At 60.3% G+C, this 15,959-nt stretch carries 15 protein-coding genes; 9 read left to right on the top strand and 6 right to left on the bottom strand.

The features are described from left to right. Positions 1-2: 2 nt before the first annotated feature. On the bottom strand, positions 3-404 hold the full coding sequence (locus BLQ41_RS28875) for an ACT domain-containing protein (protein ID WP_090187612.1): 402 nt from the start codon (positions 402-404) through the stop codon (positions 3-5). A 96-nt stretch (positions 405-500) separates the two neighbouring features. Between BLQ41_RS28875 and BLQ41_RS28870 the strand changes: the two genes are divergently transcribed. The 4 genes from BLQ41_RS28870 (at position 501) to BLQ41_RS28855 (ending at position 4,450) form a co-directional block, all read left to right on the top strand. After that, a complete protein-coding gene (locus tag BLQ41_RS28870; RefSeq protein WP_090187609.1) occupies positions 501-1,400 on the top strand; it encodes a LysR family transcriptional regulator ArgP in 900 nt (299 codons plus the stop codon). A 96-nt stretch (positions 1,401-1,496) separates the two neighbouring features. Next, positions 1,497-2,489: an NAD-dependent epimerase/dehydratase family protein gene (locus BLQ41_RS28865; RefSeq protein WP_090187606.1), complete on the top strand. Its 993-nt coding sequence runs from the start codon at positions 1,497-1,499 to the stop codon at positions 2,487-2,489. A 119-nt stretch (positions 2,490-2,608) separates the two neighbouring features. Next, positions 2,609-3,478, top strand: coding sequence for an ATPase (locus BLQ41_RS28860; RefSeq protein WP_090187603.1), 870 nt, complete (start codon positions 2,609-2,611; stop codon positions 3,476-3,478). A gap of 123 nt (positions 3,479-3,601) precedes the next feature. Next, on the top strand, positions 3,602-4,450 hold the full coding sequence (locus BLQ41_RS28855) for a cache domain-containing protein (protein ID WP_090187600.1): 849 nt from the start codon (positions 3,602-3,604) through the stop codon (positions 4,448-4,450). A gap of 102 nt (positions 4,451-4,552) precedes the next feature. On the opposite strand, the gene BLQ41_RS28850 is transcribed toward BLQ41_RS28855, so the two are convergent. Further along, on the bottom strand, positions 4,553-6,070 hold the full coding sequence (locus BLQ41_RS28850) for an MDR family MFS transporter (RefSeq protein WP_090187598.1): 1,518 nt from the start codon (positions 6,068-6,070) through the stop codon (positions 4,553-4,555). 79 nt (positions 6,071-6,149) lie between these two features. Then, positions 6,150-7,334 carry a 4-hydroxybenzoate 3-monooxygenase gene (gene pobA / locus BLQ41_RS28845; RefSeq protein WP_197678967.1) on the bottom strand — a complete coding sequence of 395 codons (1,185 nt, stop codon included), beginning with the start codon at positions 7,332-7,334 and terminating at the stop codon, positions 6,150-6,152. Positions 7,335-7,522: 188 nt separating this feature from the next. Between pobA and BLQ41_RS28840 the strand changes: the two genes are divergently transcribed. Then, the gene (locus tag BLQ41_RS28840; RefSeq protein ID WP_090187593.1) at positions 7,523-8,419 is read left to right on the top strand and encodes a helix-turn-helix domain-containing protein; all 897 of its coding nucleotides are present in this window, start codon (positions 7,523-7,525) and stop codon (positions 8,417-8,419) included. 9 nt (positions 8,420-8,428) lie between these two features. Here BLQ41_RS28840 and BLQ41_RS30765 read toward each other — a convergent pair whose 3' ends face one another. Beyond that, complete coding sequence (locus BLQ41_RS30765) at positions 8,429-8,605, bottom strand: hypothetical protein (RefSeq protein WP_167360513.1); 177 nt, start codon at positions 8,603-8,605, stop codon at positions 8,429-8,431. 133 nt (positions 8,606-8,738) lie between these two features. After that, positions 8,739-9,644, bottom strand: a complete 906-nt coding sequence (locus tag BLQ41_RS28830) for a LysR family transcriptional regulator (protein WP_231997077.1) — start codon at positions 9,642-9,644, stop codon at positions 8,739-8,741. 230 nt (positions 9,645-9,874) lie between these two features. Between BLQ41_RS28830 and BLQ41_RS28825 the strand changes: the two genes are divergently transcribed. Next, a complete protein-coding gene (locus BLQ41_RS28825) occupies positions 9,875-10,756 on the top strand; it encodes an MBL fold metallo-hydrolase (RefSeq protein WP_090187584.1) in 882 nt (293 codons plus the stop codon). 193 nt (positions 10,757-10,949) lie between these two features. Beyond that, a complete protein-coding gene (locus BLQ41_RS28820; RefSeq protein WP_090187581.1) occupies positions 10,950-11,564 on the top strand; it encodes an NAD(P)-dependent oxidoreductase in 615 nt (204 codons plus the stop codon). 131 nt (positions 11,565-11,695) lie between these two features. On the opposite strand, the gene BLQ41_RS28815 is transcribed toward BLQ41_RS28820, so the two are convergent. Continuing rightward, a complete protein-coding gene (locus tag BLQ41_RS28815) occupies positions 11,696-12,577 on the bottom strand; it encodes a LysR substrate-binding domain-containing protein (protein WP_090187579.1) in 882 nt (293 codons plus the stop codon). Between the two features lie 159 nt (positions 12,578-12,736). Between BLQ41_RS28815 and BLQ41_RS28810 the strand changes: the two genes are divergently transcribed. Further along, positions 12,737-14,374 carry a 5-guanidino-2-oxopentanoate decarboxylase gene (locus BLQ41_RS28810; protein WP_090187576.1) on the top strand — a complete coding sequence of 546 codons (1,638 nt, stop codon included), beginning with the start codon at positions 12,737-12,739 and terminating at the stop codon, positions 14,372-14,374. 8 nt (positions 14,375-14,382) lie between these two features. Beyond that, on the top strand, positions 14,383-15,831 hold the full coding sequence (locus BLQ41_RS28805; protein ID WP_090188903.1) for an aldehyde dehydrogenase family protein: 1,449 nt from the start codon (positions 14,383-14,385) through the stop codon (positions 15,829-15,831). Positions 15,832-15,959 lie beyond the last annotated feature (128 nt).

Raw genomic sequence — 15,959 nt, 5'->3', positions numbered from 1 at the left:
TTTTACTCCGCGTTGGCTGCCAGGTCGCGCAGCACTTGCAGTGCGCGTTGGGCGTCGGCCTGACCGACGAATAAATGGTCGTGGTAGTAACCGGCGATCACGTTGCAACTGATGCCGGCCTGGCCCAGGGCCGTGGCGAACGCGGCCGTCAGGCCGACGGCTTCGAGGGCCGAGTGCACGTTCAGGGTGATCCAGGCCGCGACGTAGTCGAAGCTGAAACCGGCCTTTTCCGCGTGGGAACGTTCCAGAATCACCGTCAGGCCTTCCTGCTCGCGGAAGCTGCCGATGATCTCAAGTCCTGCCGGTAACGTGCTGTCGCGCAGGGTGCAGAACACGTATTCGCCGTCGTTGAGTTGCGGGCTCATGCTGCGCAGCAAGGTGGCCAATGAAGTTTCGCCAGCCATGTCGATGTTCCTTGTGAAAGAGTGCTTGCCGGGCATTCTCCGCTGCTAACCTGTATAAGAAAAACCAATCATGCTGATCGCTCATTAGGAAAACTGATGTTCGACTATAAATTGCTTTCCGCCTTGGCCGCCGTGGTCGAGCAGGCTGGATTTGAACGCGCCGCGCAGGTGCTGGGGTTGTCCCAGTCGGCAATTTCCCAACGGATCAAACTGCTGGAGGCGCGAGTCGGCCAGCCGGTGTTGGTGCGGATCACTCCTCCGGCGCCGACCGAGATTGGTCGGCGCCTGCTCAACCACGTCCAGCAGGTGCGTTTGCTTGAGCGGGATCTACAGACGCTGGTCCCGGCGCTGGACGAAGAAGGTCTGCCGGAACGCCTGCGAATCGCCTTGAATGCCGACAGCCTCGCCACATGGTGGGCCGCTGCCGTCAGTGACTTCTGCGCCGAGCAGCACTTGCTGCTGGATCTGGTCGTCGAAGACCAGACGGTCGGCCTCAAACGTATGCGCGCAGGCGAAGTGGCCGCATGCATTTGTGCCAGTGAACGGCCAGTAGCCGGTGCGCGCAGCGTGTTATTGGGCGCCATGCGTTATCGGGCGTTGGCCAGCCCGGCGTTCATTGAACGGCATTTTCCTGAAGGGGTTCGGGCTGATCTGCTGGCGAAAACCCCTGCACTGGTCTTCGGCCCGGACGATTTCCTCCAGCATCGCTACCTTGCTTCGTTGGGTGTCGAGGGTGGTTTCGAGCACCATTTATGCCCGTCATCCGAAGGCTTCATCCGCTTGACCGAGGCCGGTCTCGGCTGGGGGCTGGTGCCGGAATTACAGGTGCGCGAGCAACTGGATCGCGGCGTTTTGGTCGAGCTTTTGCCAGATAAGCCCATCGATGTGCCGCTGTACTGGCATCATTGGCGCAATGGCGGTCAGCTTCTGGGGTTGTTGACCGATCAATTGGTGCGTTCGTCGAAGCAATGGCTGGTGCCCTGGAAGCAGCCATAAGCGTCAAGCTGCAAGCCGCAAGTGAAGCGCTTGCGGAACGTTTTTAACTTGCAGCGTGTAGCTTGAGGCTCACTGCTGCATTTGTTGGAGCTCTACATGAAAATTCTGGTCACCGGCGCAAGCGGCTTCATTGGCGGACGCTTTGCGCGTTTTGCCCTGGAGCAAGGCCTGGACGTGCGGGTCAACGGTCGCCGGGCCGAAAGCGTTGAACACCTGGTGCGCCGTGGCGCCGAGTTTATCCAGGGCGACTTGAGCGACCCGGAACTGGCGCGCGAGCTGTGTTCAGATGTCGAGGCCGTGGTCCATTGCGCTGGCGCGGTCGGGTTGTGGGGGCGTTATCAGGACTTTCATCAAGGCAACGTGCAGGTCACCGAAAACGTGGTCGAGGCCTGCCTGAAGCAGCGCGTTCGGCGCCTGGTGCATTTGTCGTCGCCGTCGATCTACTTCGATGGCCGCGATCATCTGGGGCTGACCGAAGAACAGGTGCCTAAACGCTTCAAGCACCCTTACGCGGCCACCAAGTTTCTGGCCGAGCAGAAGGTCTTTGGCGCCCAGGAATTCGGTCTCGAAACCATCGCCCTGCGCCCGCGTTTCGTGACCGGGGCCGGTGACATGAGCATCTTCCCGCGTCTGCTGAAGATGCAGCGCAAGGGCCGGCTGGCGATCATTGGCAACGGCCTGAACAAAGTCGATTTCACCAGCGTGCACAACCTCAACGAAGCATTGCTCAGCAGTTTGCTGGCCAGCGGTTCGGCCTTGGGCAAGGTCTACAACATCAGCAACGGCGCGCCGGTGCCGTTGTGGGATGTGGTCAATTACGTCATGCGCAAGATGGATGTCCCACAGGTGACGCGCTACCGTTCCTATGGATTGGCCTACAGCGTTGCCGCGCTCAACGAAGGGGTGTGCAAGCTGTGGCCGGGCCGTCCCGAGCCGACGCTGTCGCGACTGGGCATGCAAGTCATGAACAAAAATTTCACCCTGGACATCAGTCGCGCCCGGCATTATCTGGACTACGATCCGAAGGTCAGTCTCTGGACGGCCCTCGACGAATTCTGCGGCTGGTGGAAGGCTCAGGACCTTCGCTGACTGCCCGGTTGCCCGTCTGCCAGCAATGAACCGAGTTTGCGGTTGAGGGTCAATCGGTCGGCAGTGGGGTTTATACTCGCCGCATAAAGCCATCACCGCGTTCCACAAAGGTTGACTCAATGTCCATGCGTAACGATGCCAACGACGACTTCGACGATGTCCCAAGCCTGCGTGCCGACGTCCTCGACGATGATTTTCCGACCACGGCGCGCACTTCCGTGCATTCGCGGCCGGTGCCTGTCGTCAAAGTCAAAAGCGCCAGCACCGGCCCGTTGTGGGCATTGGTCGGCGCTCTGTTTTTTGCCTTTGCAGGCCTTGCCTGGTGGAGCTTCCAGCAGATTTCGCTGATGGAACAGCAACTGGTGGCGACCCAGGAAAGTTTCGCGCGCATCAGTGAGGAAGCGGCGGGGCGCTTGCAGGATATTTCCGGCAAGGTGGTCGCCAGCCAGACCAACGTCAATAGCGACAGCGAAGCCTTGAAGCTGCAAATCAAGCAACTGGAAAGCAAACTCCAGGACCAGAGCCAACAGCAGCAAGGCGTTGTCGGCCAGACCTCGGAACTGGACAAACGCCTGGCACAGATGACCGCGCAAACCGCCGATCTGGACAAGCGCCTGGCGCAAATGACCGCCCAGAACACCGAGCACCAGACCGCCAACACGCAATTGCAGGCGCAGGTCAAAGCCCTGAGCAGCGATTTGGCCGCGCTGAAAAGTGCCCCGGATGACAACAAATTCGACGCACAGCTTAAAAGCCTCGGTGCCGACATTGTCGCGCTGAAGAAACAAGGCAACCCGAGCGCCGCCATCGAGCGTCTGGAACAAGAAATGATCGTGCTCAAAAGTGAGCAGGACAACCGCCCGGCCGTTGCGCAAGGCGCCACCAATATCGCCGAGTTCGACGCCTTCCGCGGCCAGACCACCCGCAACATCAACACCCTGCAGGCGCAGATCCAGAATCTGCAACAGCAACTGCGCGCCCGGCAGTGAGGCCTGAATCATTCCCGGGCAGTCCGGGAATGATTTCCTTACACACTGCGATTCGCTGAATATTCATACATATCCCATTGCCGTCTACGCTCTTGAAACACTGACAAGAACGGGGGATGGACTATGGGGGTTCTGCACAAGTTGGCGGGGCTGGGCGCGATGCTGTTGCTGTGCCTGGGGCAGGTTCATGCCGCCACGGCCCAAAAGGATGACAGTCAGGCCGCCAAGGCCTTGCTGGAAAAAGCATTGGCTTACTACCACGACAACGGCGACAAGGCGTTCGCCGCCTTCAGTCGTCAGGGCGAATTTGTCGACAAGGATCGCTATGTCTTCGTGGTCGACACCAAAGGCGTGATGCTCGCCAGCGGTGGACCGTCTTCGGCATTGATCGGGCGTGATGTGTCCGAAACCCTCGGGCCGGATTTGCAGAAAGCATTCAAGGACGCCTTGAGCGTGCCGGAAGGCAATGGCATTCAACAGGCGGAATATCGCTGGCAGAACTGGTCCGACGGCAAGGTCGAACGCAAGCATGTGTTCTACCAGCGCGTTGGCCAGCGGATTCTGGCGGTGGGTTATTACCTGCCACGAGCCTCAGCGGAACAGGCGATGGCCTTGCTGAACAAAGCGGCGACCGATCTGGCCAAGGACGAAAAGGACACGCTGAATGCGATCAATTCGCTCAAGGGCGGTTACTTGCAGGATGACCTGTATGTGTTTGTCGTCGACCTCAATTCCCAGCGCTACGTCGCGCACGGCACCAACCTGCGACTGATCAATACCGACTTCGGCAAGATCAAGGACCCGGAAGGCAAACCGGTGGGCGAGCCGATCCTGGATTTGATTGCCAAGCAGGATTACGGCGAATACGAATACCGCTGGAAAAACCCGGTGACCGGCAAGGTTGAAGACAAGCATGCGTACCTGAAGAAGGTCGGGCATTTCCTGGTGGCGGTCGGGTATTACAGCCCTTGAAGATCAAAAGATCGCAGCCTCGTTTTACTCGACAGCTCCTACAGGATATACGCGTTCCTTTGTAGGAGCTGTCGAGTGAAACGAGGCTGCGATCTTCTGCTTTTAGCGGACCTTATCCTCGCGTCCACGCAACACCATGTTCGGCATGACAATCGCCGCCGCCAGCCCCAGCAACGACACCGCCGCACTGACCATCAGCAAATGCCGGAAGGTCAGCAGCAATTCCGCGCGCAGGGCGTTCTGCGCATCACCAGGTGCGGCATTCAAACCATCGAGCAACACATTCCCCGAGTGGCCTTCGCCAATCATCGACGAGCCGGCCAGGTGGGCAAAGCTTGAATCCTGCAACAACGCCAGCAGCAACGCCGACATCAATGCCACACCCACCGCGCCACCCAAGGAGCGAAACAGATTGGTGGTGCTTGTTGCGACGCCGATATCGCGCTGATCCACCGAGTTCTGTGTGCCGACCAATGACGTCGGGAATTGCATGCCGCTGGCGATCCCGCTGAGCAACATAAACAGACTGCTCAACAGAAAAGCCTGCGGTGGGCTGAAGGCCATGCCGAGAATCGAGAACGGCATCAGCACCGCCCCGGTCAGGATCATCGGTTTGTAGCGCCCGGTCACCGACGTGCGGCGCCCGGCGAAATACGCGCCAATCGGCAAGCCCATGGCCAGCGGCAACAAGTGCAGCGCGGCGCTGTCGGCCCCCGCGCCCGTGACGCTCTGAAAGCGCAGCGGCATCAGGACGATCAGCGAGATGGCCTGGAAACTGGTGAAGAAGATCGTGCACCAGCACAGGAGCGCATTGCGGTTGGCGAACAGATGCATCGGCAACAACGGCTCACGCGCCCGGCGCTCATGCCAGACAAACAGCGCCAGCACCAACACCGAACATACGAGCAGGCTCAACACTTCGGCACTGCGCCACGAATGGCCTTGCCCGACCTGAGTGATGCCCAGCAACAAAGCAGTCAAGCCGATGATCATCAGCAAGGTGCCGAGGTAATCGATGATTGGTTTACGTTGCGGCACCGGCAGCCCGACCAGTGTGCGATTGGCCACCAGCCAGGCACCGAGGCCCAGTGGCAGGTTGATCAGAAACACCCAGCGCCAGGACAAGTACTCGGTCATGTAACCGCCCAGCACCGGGCCTGCGACGCTGGCCACCGCGTACATGCTGCTGAAATACCCCTGATAACGACCACGTTCGCGGGGCGGGACGATGTCGCCGATGATCGCCTGGCTGACCGAAATCATTCCGCCCGCGCCGATGCCCTGGAGAATCCGCGCCAGCACCAGTTGCTCCATGCTCTGGGCCATGCCGCAAAACAGCGAGGCGATCGTGAACAGGCCCATGCCGAACAGCATCAACTTGCGCCGGCCATACAAATCGCCGAGCTTGCCGTAGATCGGCACCGCCACGGTCATCGCTACCATGTAGCCGGAAATCACCCAGGCCAGCAGGCTGACGTCCTTGAATTGTGCAGAAATGGCCGGCATCGAAACGGCGACGATGGTTTGGTCCAGCGCGCCGAGGAAAATCGCCAGCATCAGGGCGATCAACACGCTGCGGATGGCCGGTTTAGGCGATTCAGGCTGGTTTAGATTGGTCACGGGTAAAGGCCTGCGGGCAGTGATTGACCCGCAGGGGCGAGGCGAGCGGGGATGTTCGCCAGTGTAAATCGGTAGCAGGCTATTCGATAGCCTCATAAGGAAGACCGACGTAATTTTCTGCAATGGTTTTGCGACCGGCCTCGGAGTCGACGAAGTAGTCCAGCTCCGACTCGCTGATGCGCTGGCTGAACGCGTCGTGATCGTCAAAGCGGTGCAGCATCGAGGTCATCCACCACGAGAACCTTTCGGCTTTCCACACCCGACGCAGGCAGATTTCGGAGTACTTCTCCAGCAAATCCAGGCGTCCCTCACGATAGACCTTGAGCAAGATCTTGAACAAGGTGCTGACGTCGCTGGCCGCCAGGTTCAAGCCTTTGGCGCCGGTGGGCGGGACAATATGCGCGGCGTCGCCAACCAGGAACATCCGTCCGTACTGCATCGGTTCAACCACAAAGCTGCGCAGCGGCGCGATGCTTTTTTCGATGGACGGCCCGGTCACCAGGGCGTTGGCCAATTCGGACGGCAGGCGCGTTTTAAGCTCATCCCAGAAACGCTGATCCGACCAGTCCTCAACCTTTGCCTCAGCTGGCACTTGAAGGTAATAACGCGTGCGGGTGGTCGAGCGCATGCTGCACAAGGCAAACCCGCGCTCGTGGCGGGCATAGACCAGCTCTTCATGGACCGGCGGCGTATCGGCCAGGATGCCGAGCCAGCCAAACGGATAAACCCGCTCGAAGACGTTCAGGCAATCAGCAGGAATCGACTGCCGGGCCACGCCATGGAAACCGTCGCAACCGGCGATGTAGTCGCAATCGAGGCGATAGGTCTCGCCATCCTTTTCAAACGTCACAAACGGTTCGGCGGTTTTCATCCCGTGCGGCACGACGTTGGCGGCTTGGTAAATCGTCTGCGCGCCAGCCTCCCGACGAGCGGCCATGAGGTCGCGGGTGACCTCGGTCTGACCATAGATCATCACGGTTTTGCCAGCGGTCAGGGCGTGCAGATCGATATGCACCCGACGGCCGTCGAGGGCCAGTTCGAACCCTCCGTGGATCAGCCCTTCGGCATCCATGCGCTGTCCCACGCCGGCCTCACGCAACAGCTCTACCATGCCTTGTTCAAGGACCCCGGCGCGGATTCGTCCGAGCACGTAATCCGGGGTCTGGCGTTCGAGAATAAGGGTGTCGATGCCGGCGTTGTGCAGCAATTGGCCGAGCAATAAACCGGCGGGGCCGGCGCCGATGATGGCGATTTGAGTTTTCAGCGTTTTCATTGTTTTTATGACTCGCAAGCTTTACACGGCTCAGGCCGGTAAATGATTTTTATGGATCGAGTGCTTGCATTTTTCCCTTGCGGGTCTGTCAATTGAAGGTGAAAACTGAGCCGATACCTGTACATTCTGCCAATCGGTGCGATTATCGCCCGTAACCCTCTGAGGCCTGGATTGAAGTGATGAACAAGCCTGACCTGCCTTCGATTCCAGTGTTCAAGCTCTACGGTGAAAGCCTGGACTGGCCGACCCCCGACTTGCTGCACTGTGAAACCATTTCCAAACGTAGCCGCGAACATCAATGGGAAATCAAACCCCATCGTCACGCCGATTTGTGTCAGTTTCTCTTCGTTTTCAAAGGTCAGGCAGAGCTTGAAATCGAAGGCAAACGCACGCAGTTGACTGAGCCGACCGTTCTGGTTTTGCCGCCTTTATCGGTACACGGTTATCGTTTTTCCGAAGACGTCGAAGGGTTTGTGGTGACGCTGGCCGCACCGCTGGTGGCCCATCTTCAGGCGCAATTGGGCAGCTCGGTGAGCACGCTCACCCAAGCCGAAAGTTATCCGGCGGGCAAGGACAGCGATTACCTCAACAGCCTGTTTTCGGCGCTGCAAGAGGAGTACACCGGTCACCAACCGGCACGCGAGATGCTGATGCATTCGCTGGTCAGCGTGATCATGGTCTGGGTCAGCCGCCAGGTGATTTCGCGTCGCAACGCCAGCCAGCGTCCGCAACGGGCCCGGGAATACCTCAACGGCTTTATTCAACTGGTGGAAGAAACCTACCGCCAGCACGTCAAGGTCGAGGACCTGGCGCATCGGCTGGGGATTTCCGTGTCCCACCTCAACGGCACCTGCCGAGAGCTGGCGGGGCAACCGGCTTTGCAGATCATGCACGAGCGGCAATTGCTGGAGGCCAAGCGTTTGCTGACCTACACCAGCATGACTATTTACGAAATGTCCGACGTGTTGGGGTTTTCCGATCCGACCAACTTCACCCGTCTGTTCCGACGTCGAGTGGGGATCTCGCCCAAGGCGTTTCGCGACCGCTTGAAGGCCGATCAGGACAACGAGGCCTGACCGCTTTCGTCACCGAAGGGCGTTGAGGGTCGCGTTGTGGGGGATGCAGCGCTCGAAGTTACAGCTCGCATAGTCGCGGGGCAGTTGTCGCAACTGCTCGACGCGCCAGGCGGCGGTGCCATACAGCGCCAGCGTCGCCGCGCAGGTGATGAAAATGGCGAGGTATCTTCTTGTTCTGGTGTTCATGGTGTTGACCTCTGAACGAATACCCTTGGGTATTACTTTGAGCATAGGTCAGCGTCAGTGAGTTGCCAGCGACGGCGCTTTCGCATTTACCCCGATATTCAGAACACTGATATCCCCTGCGGGAGCGAGCCTCTCAAAGTCCCACATCCCACTCCGGTTCTTGCGGAAATCTGAGCACCAGAAAATCCAGCAGGCTGCGCAGCGCCGCCGGCATGTGCTTGCGTGAGGCGTACACCGCGTAAATGTTCATCTGTCGTGGCTCGGCATCGGGCAGCAGTCGCACCAGTTCGCCGTTGTGGATATTCACACCGGCCTGATAAGTCGGCAGCATCGCCACGCCCGCTCCTGCGAGGGTGAGGCGCAACAGCGTGCTGGCTTCGTTGGCGCTGATGTTGCCTTGCACGGGCACCGACACCGGTTCGCCATCCTGATCGAAGTGCCAGAGGCTTTTGCCGAAGTAGGAGTGCGTCAGGCAGTTGTGCTGACTCAAGTCCTCGACCCGGTGCGGCGTCGGGTGTTGGCTCAGGTAAGCGGGGGAGGCGCAGATCACCGAGCGGCAGACCGTCAACCGCCGGGCGATCAGGTTCGGGTCCAGGTCGTTGCTGGTGCGTATGGCCAGGTCGATGCGTTCATCCACCAGGTTCACGGTGCGGTCGAGCATCTGCAGGTCGATGCTGACGCCGGGGTAGCGTTGGACATACGCCGCCATCGCCTCTGCCAGTTGTGCCTGGCCGAACGAGGTGCTGACGCTGATCCGCAACAGGCCGCGTGGCGCTTCATCCGGCTCGCTGACAGCGGCTTGCATGTCCGTGGACAGGTCGAGCATCTGCCGGCAGCGCGGCAGGATTTCGCTGCCGGCAGCGGTCAGGCTCAATTTGCGCGTGGTGCGGTGCATCAGGCGTGCGCCGACCCAATCTTCCAACTCAGCCAGATAACGCGACACGACCGGCCGTGACAGGTCCAGATGATCGGCGGCGGCCGACTGGCTGCCCAGGTCAACCACCGTGACGAACACGCGCATTGCTTGAAGACGATCCATGATTTGCCCGATTTTAGAAACAAACTATGTTCAAGCATCGCATTTTTTGTACTGAGTTACGCAACTAAGCTCTGTTCCTATCGGGCCATGTAGGCGCTGACGAGTGAAACGAGGCTGCGATCTTTTGATCTTGCTATTAAAGATCAAGATCAAAAGATCCCAGCCTCGTTTCACTCGTCAGCTCCTACAGGACCATCGCCAAACATGGCATTCGGAAAATGGAGCAGCAGATGATCGGTTTTACCACCCTTAAACGCGTTTTACTGGCCACCGCCACCCTGGGTTTCGCGGCCCACGCCGCTGCGGCGTCGACCCTGACCCTGGACGTCTACAACCCGGGTGAGAAAGCGATCTTCCCGGTCACCTCGGTGCTGGTCAGCGGCGAGAAAGACGCCATTTTGGTCGATGCGCAGTTCGGCAAGTCCCAGGCCGAACAGGTGGTGGAAAAAATCCGCGCCAGTGGCAAACAACTGACCACCATTTACATCAGCCACGGTGACCCGGATTACTACTTCGGCCTCGACACCCTGACCGCCGCTTTCCCGAACGCCAAAGTGCTTGCTTCGCAGCCGACCGTGGATCACATCAAGAAAACCGTCGACGGCAAACTGGCGTTCTGGGGTCCGAAAATGGGCGCCGACGTGCCTGCCAAGACCATCGTGCCGGGCGTGCTCAAGGGCGACAGCCTGATGCTCGAAGGGCAGAAGTTGCAGGTGGTGGGTCTGGACGGCAAGCAGCCGGATCGCACCTTCGTCTGGATACCGTCGATCAAGGCTGTGGTCGGTGGCGTGGTCGTCGCTGAAAACATTCATGTGTGGATGGCGGACACCCAGACCGCGCAGTCCCACGCCGATTGGTTGACTACGCTGAAGGCCATCGAAACCCTCAAGCCGAACACCATCGTGCCGGGTCACTACCTCGGTGAAAGCAAGCGTTCGCTAGCCGCCGTGCAGTTCACCGCCGATTACATCAAGGCCTTCGACGAAGAAACCGCCAAGGCCAAGGATTCCGCTGCGTTGATCAGCGCGATGAAAAAACGCTTCCCGACACTGGGTGAAGAAAGCTCGCTGGAGCTGAGCGCCAAAGTCGCCAAGGGCGAGATGAAGTGGTAACGACCACGTTGTATTGAATTCACGTGACCCTGTGTAGGAGCTGTCGAGTGCAACGAGGCTGCGATCTTTTGATCTTTGGCTGGCTCCGCAAACTTTAAGATCAAAAGATCGCAGCCTCGTTGCACTCGACAGCTCCTACACGGGGATTTCATGAGCAAGTTAACGGATACACCCACGCCAACTGGAGAACGTCATGAGCAAGATCGCAATCATCGGTGCCACCGGTCGCGCCGGTAGCCAACTGCTGGAAGAAGCCCTGCGTCGCGGTCACAGCGTCACTGCCATTGCCCGCGACACCTCGAAGATCGCCCTGCGTGCCGGGGTGGTCACCCGGAATGTCGACGCGCTTGATGCCCAAGCCTTGCAAGCGGCCATCGCGGGCCATGACGTGGTGATCAGTGCCGCGCACTTTGCAACCTTGCCTGCCAGCGCCGTTATCGGCCCGGTGAAAAAAGCCGGGGTGAAACGTCTGCTGGTGGTCGGCGGTGCCGGTTCGTTGTTGTTGCCGGACGGCACTCGCGTCATCGACAGCAAGGGCTTCCCGGCGGAGTACAAGGCTGAGGCCAGTGCCGGTGGGCAATTCCTGCAACACCTGCGTGAAGAAAAAGACCTGGACTGGACCTTCCTGTCGCCGTCAGCGGAGTTTGTCGAAGGTGAGCGCACCGGGACGTTCCGGATCGGCCAGGATGATTTGCTGGTGAGCAGTGCAGGGCGCAGCTGGATCACGTTTGCCGATTTTGCGATTGCGATGCTCGATGAGGTGGAAACACCGAAGCATTCACGTCAGCGGTTCACCGTCGGGTACTGATTCCGAGTAACTGATCGTTCCCACGCTCTGCGTGGGAATGCCTCAACGGACGCTCCGCGTTCGGCTCCGAATGGGACGCGGAGCGTCCCGGGCTGCATTCCCACGCAGAGCGTGGGAACGATCAATCTGGCTCACCGCGCCTGAGCCTGCTCCACCAACCACCCCATTAATTCGCGCAATTTCGGCGAAGGTCCAGGTTTGTCGGGGAATACCAGGTAGTACGCCAACCCCGTTTTCACTTTCAATTCAAACGGCATGACCAGCCGCCCGGCGCTCAGGTCATCGCCAATCAACGACCAATCCCCAATCGCCACGCCCGTCCCTTGGGACGCCATCGACATCGCCAGGTCCAGCGTTTCGAAGTGCTGACCCTTGCCGACATTGCTCAAGCGAACATTCGCGCTGGTCAGCCAGGCCTTCCAGTCCCGTTCATCGCGAGTCGGGTGCAGCAGCATGTGTTGTTCCAGATCCTCGGGCTTTTGCAGCGGCACCGGACCTTCGAGCAGCGGCTTGGAACAGACCGGTGTCAGTTGTTCATCAAACAGCCGATGGGAGTCCAGTGAGGTATCCGGCGGCACGCCATACACCACCGCCGCATCGAACTGCTCGCGATGAAAGTCCACGCCGTGCTTGACCGTGGTGGTCAATTCCACCGGCACGTCCGGACGCTCCCGCTGCCACTGCAACAGACGCGGCAGCAGCCAGCGCATCACGCACGTCGGGGCTTTGAGTTGCAGGGTTTCGCGCTTCTTGCCGATCTGCTCCACCGCCTCGTCGATCAGCCCGAAAATCTGCTGCACCCGTGGCAACCACTCGCGTCCTTCGGCGGTCATGGTCAGGCCCCGGGCCTGGCGAATGAACAGCTCATAACCCAGATGTTCTTCCAGCCCGGCGATCTGCCGACTCACTGCGCCTTGGGTGATGTACAGCTGTTCGGCGGCGCGCGTGAAGTTGCAGCACTGCGCGGTGATCAGAAAAGTGTGCAGCGCCGGCAAGGGAGGCAATCGTTTCATTTGGATCCAAGGTATGACGTAAGGACATGGCTAGTATGACTTTTTATCCATTGTTGCGGCTATGTGTCGCCCGTTCCAATGAGGCCATCCCTGGACCTGCCAACTCATCATAAACACTGCGCAGGCCCGGCGTCTCAAACGAACAAAAAGGGCAATGACATGGCGACGTGCGGCGAAGTATTGGTCAAGTTACTCGAAGATTACGGGGTCGAGCAGGTGTTCGGCATTCCCGGGGTTCATACCGTGGAGCTGTATCGCGGCCTGGCCCGTTCGAGCATCAACCACGTCACTCCGCGTCACGAACAGGGCGCTGGTTTCATGGCCGACGGTTATGCACGCACCAGCGGCAAACCGGGCGTGTGCTTCATCATCACCGGCCCGGGCATGACCAACATCACCACCGCGATGGGCCAGGCTTACGCCGACTCGATCCCGATGCTGGTGATCTCCAGCGTGCAATCGCGCAGCCAGTTGGGTGGCGGTCGCGGCAAGCTGCACGAGCTGCCGAACCAGAGCGCCCTGGTGGGCGGCGTGGCGGCGTTCTCCCACACCCTGATGTCGGCAGCTGAATTGCCAGGCGTGCTGGCCCGCGCGTTTGCGCTGTTCCAGGCCGGTCGTCCGCGTCCAGTGCACATCGAGATTCCGTTGGACGTGCTGGTCGAAGAAGCCGATGACTTGCTCGCCAGCGTTCCGGTGAACATCGACCGTGCCGGTGCCGCGCCGAGCGCCGTTGCCCGCATGACCGCGCTGCTGGCCGGCGCCAAGCGTCCGTTGATTCTGGCCGGTGGTGGCGCTATCGACGCTGCTGCCGAGCTGACTGAACTGGCTGAGCTGCTGGACGCGCCAGTGGCCCTGACCATTAATGCCAAAGGCATGCTCGAATCCAGTCACCCGTTGCTGATCGGCTCGACCCAAAGCCTGGTCGCGACCCGTGCCCTGGTGGCCGAGGCCGACGTGGTGCTGGCCATCGGCACTGAGCTTGCCGAGACCGATTATGACGTGACCTTCGCCGGCGGCTTCGAGATTCCTGGCGTGCTGCTGCGGGTGGACATCGACCCTGACCAGACCGTGCGCAACTACCCGCCGAAAGTCGCCCTGGTGGCCGACTCGCGCAACGCCGCCCAGGCCTTGCTCAGCGAGCTGTCCCATCACTCGCTGGCCGAGCGCCGCAACGATTGGGGCCAGGTCCGCGCCGCACGTCTGCGCGAAGACCTCGCCGCCACGTGGGATGCCCCGACCCTGGCCCAGACCCGTTTCCTGGAAACCGTGCTGCACGAACTGCCAGACGCGGTCTTCGTCGGCGATTCGACCCAACCGGTCTACACCGGCAACCTGACATTCAACCCGGAACGCCCGCGTCGCTGGTTCAACTCGTCCACCGGTTACGGCACCCTCGGTTATGCCTTGCCGGCGGCGATTGGCGCCTGGCTCGGTGGCAGCGTCGAGGGCGGTTCGCGTCCTCCAGTGGTGTGCCTGATCGGTGACGGCGGCCTGCAATTCACCTTGCCGGAACTGGCCAGCGCCGTTGAAGCGCGCACCCCGGTGATCGTGCTGCTGTGGAATAACCAGGGTTACGAAGAGATCAAGAAATACATGGTCAACCGCGCCATCGAGCCGGTGGGCGTGGACATCTACACCCCGGACTTCATCGGTGTCGCCAAGGCGCTGGGCTGTGCAGCCGAAGCGGTCAACAGTGTCGAGAAACTGCGCAGCGCATTGCGCCACGCCGCTGATCGTCAGGGCCCGACCCTGATTGAAATCGATCAGACCCAGTGGATGAAGGCGGTGTCGAAATGACTTTGCGCATGACGTTCCCAACGGCCCTCGACGGCCTGTACATCAACGGCCAATGGTCGGCGGGCAGCGAACACCTGCGCGTGATCAACCCGGCGACCGAAGCCCTGTTGACCACCGTCAATGGTGGCGATGAGCGCTCTGTCGAACTCGCCGTCACGGCCGCGACCGACGCCTTTGCCGACTGGTCGAAAACCACCGGCGCCGAGCGCGGCGCGATCCTGCGCAAAATTGCCGCCGGCGTTCAGGCCGGCCGCGAACAACTGATGAACTTGCAGTCGAGCAACAACGGCAAGCCGCTGTTCGAAGCCGCCATCGACGTCGATGACGTGATCGCGACCTTCGAGTATTACGCAGGGCTGGCCGAAGGCCTCGATGCCAAACAAGACAGCAATGTCGAGCTGCCTACCGACGACTTCAGCGCCCGCGTGCGGCGTGAACCGTGCGGCGTGGTCGGCCTGATCGTGCCGTGGAATTTTCCGATGGTCACCACGGCGTGGAAACTCGCTCCGGCCCTGGCCGCCGGTTGCTGCGTGGTGCTCAAACCGTCGGAAGTGACGCCGTTACCCGAACTGCAACTGGCGGCCATCATCGCCGAGGCCGGTCTGCCCAAGGGCGTGTTCAACCTGGTCTGCGGCACGGGCCTGGCGGTTGGTGCGCCGATGTCGGCGGACCCGCGCATCGCCAAGATTTCCTTTACCGGTAGCAATGCGGTCGGCGTACAGGTTATGCAGCGCGCGGCTGAAACCGTGAAAGGCGTGAGCCTGGAACTGGGCGGTAAATCCTCGCTGCTGGTGCTCAAGGACGCTGACCTAGAACTGGCCGTGGACGTGGCCTGCGGCGGCGGTTTCTTCAACGCCGGGCAAATGTGCTCCGCCACCAGCCGCGTGCTGGTCGCCGATGAACTGGCGGATGAATTCCTCCTGCGCCTCAAAGCCCGCGCTGAAGCCATTCGCGTCGCCGACCCGTTCGACCCGGACGTGGAAATGGGCGCGCTGGTCAATCAGGCGCAATACCAGCGTGTGCTCGGTCACATCGATCGTGGTTTGAGCGCCGGCGCCAAGCTGGTGTGCGGCGGCAATCGCCCCGCAAACCTGTCGCGCGGTTATTTTTTGCAGCCGACGATCTTCACCGAAGTGCCCCAGGGCAGTGCGTTGTGGTGTGAAGAGATTTTCGGTCCGGTGATCTGCGTGCGCAGTTTTGCCTCTGAAGCCGAGGCAATTGCCCTGGCCAACGACAGCCAGTTCGGTCTGGTCGCCAGCGTGGTGACCCGTGACGCCGAAGCGGCGGATCGGGTCGCCAATGCTTTGCAGGCGGGGCTGGTGTGGATCAACGCGCCGCAAGTGATCTTTCCGCAGACCGCCTGGGGCGGCTACAAGCAGAGCAGTATCGGCCGCGAATTGGGGCCGTGGGGCTTGCAGGCTTTCCAGGAAATCAAACACGTGATTCGTGCCGTCTGAAGGCACGAAAAAGGTGAGCGCATGCCTCGATACGAGGCATGCGTTGGCGTCATGGCTTCAATGAATTTTTATCGATAGTCAGGTGTTTTGCACGACCTCAGGATGAAGCGGTCGGCTCAGCTCAAGCC

It is taken from the genome of Pseudomonas arsenicoxydans, assembly GCF_900103875.1.
GTDB classification, from domain to species: Bacteria; Pseudomonadota; Gammaproteobacteria; order Pseudomonadales; family Pseudomonadaceae; genus Aquipseudomonas; species Aquipseudomonas arsenicoxydans.
The sequence above is the reverse complement of the archived record's forward strand: the minus strand, read 5'-3'. Positions and strand labels throughout refer to the sequence as shown.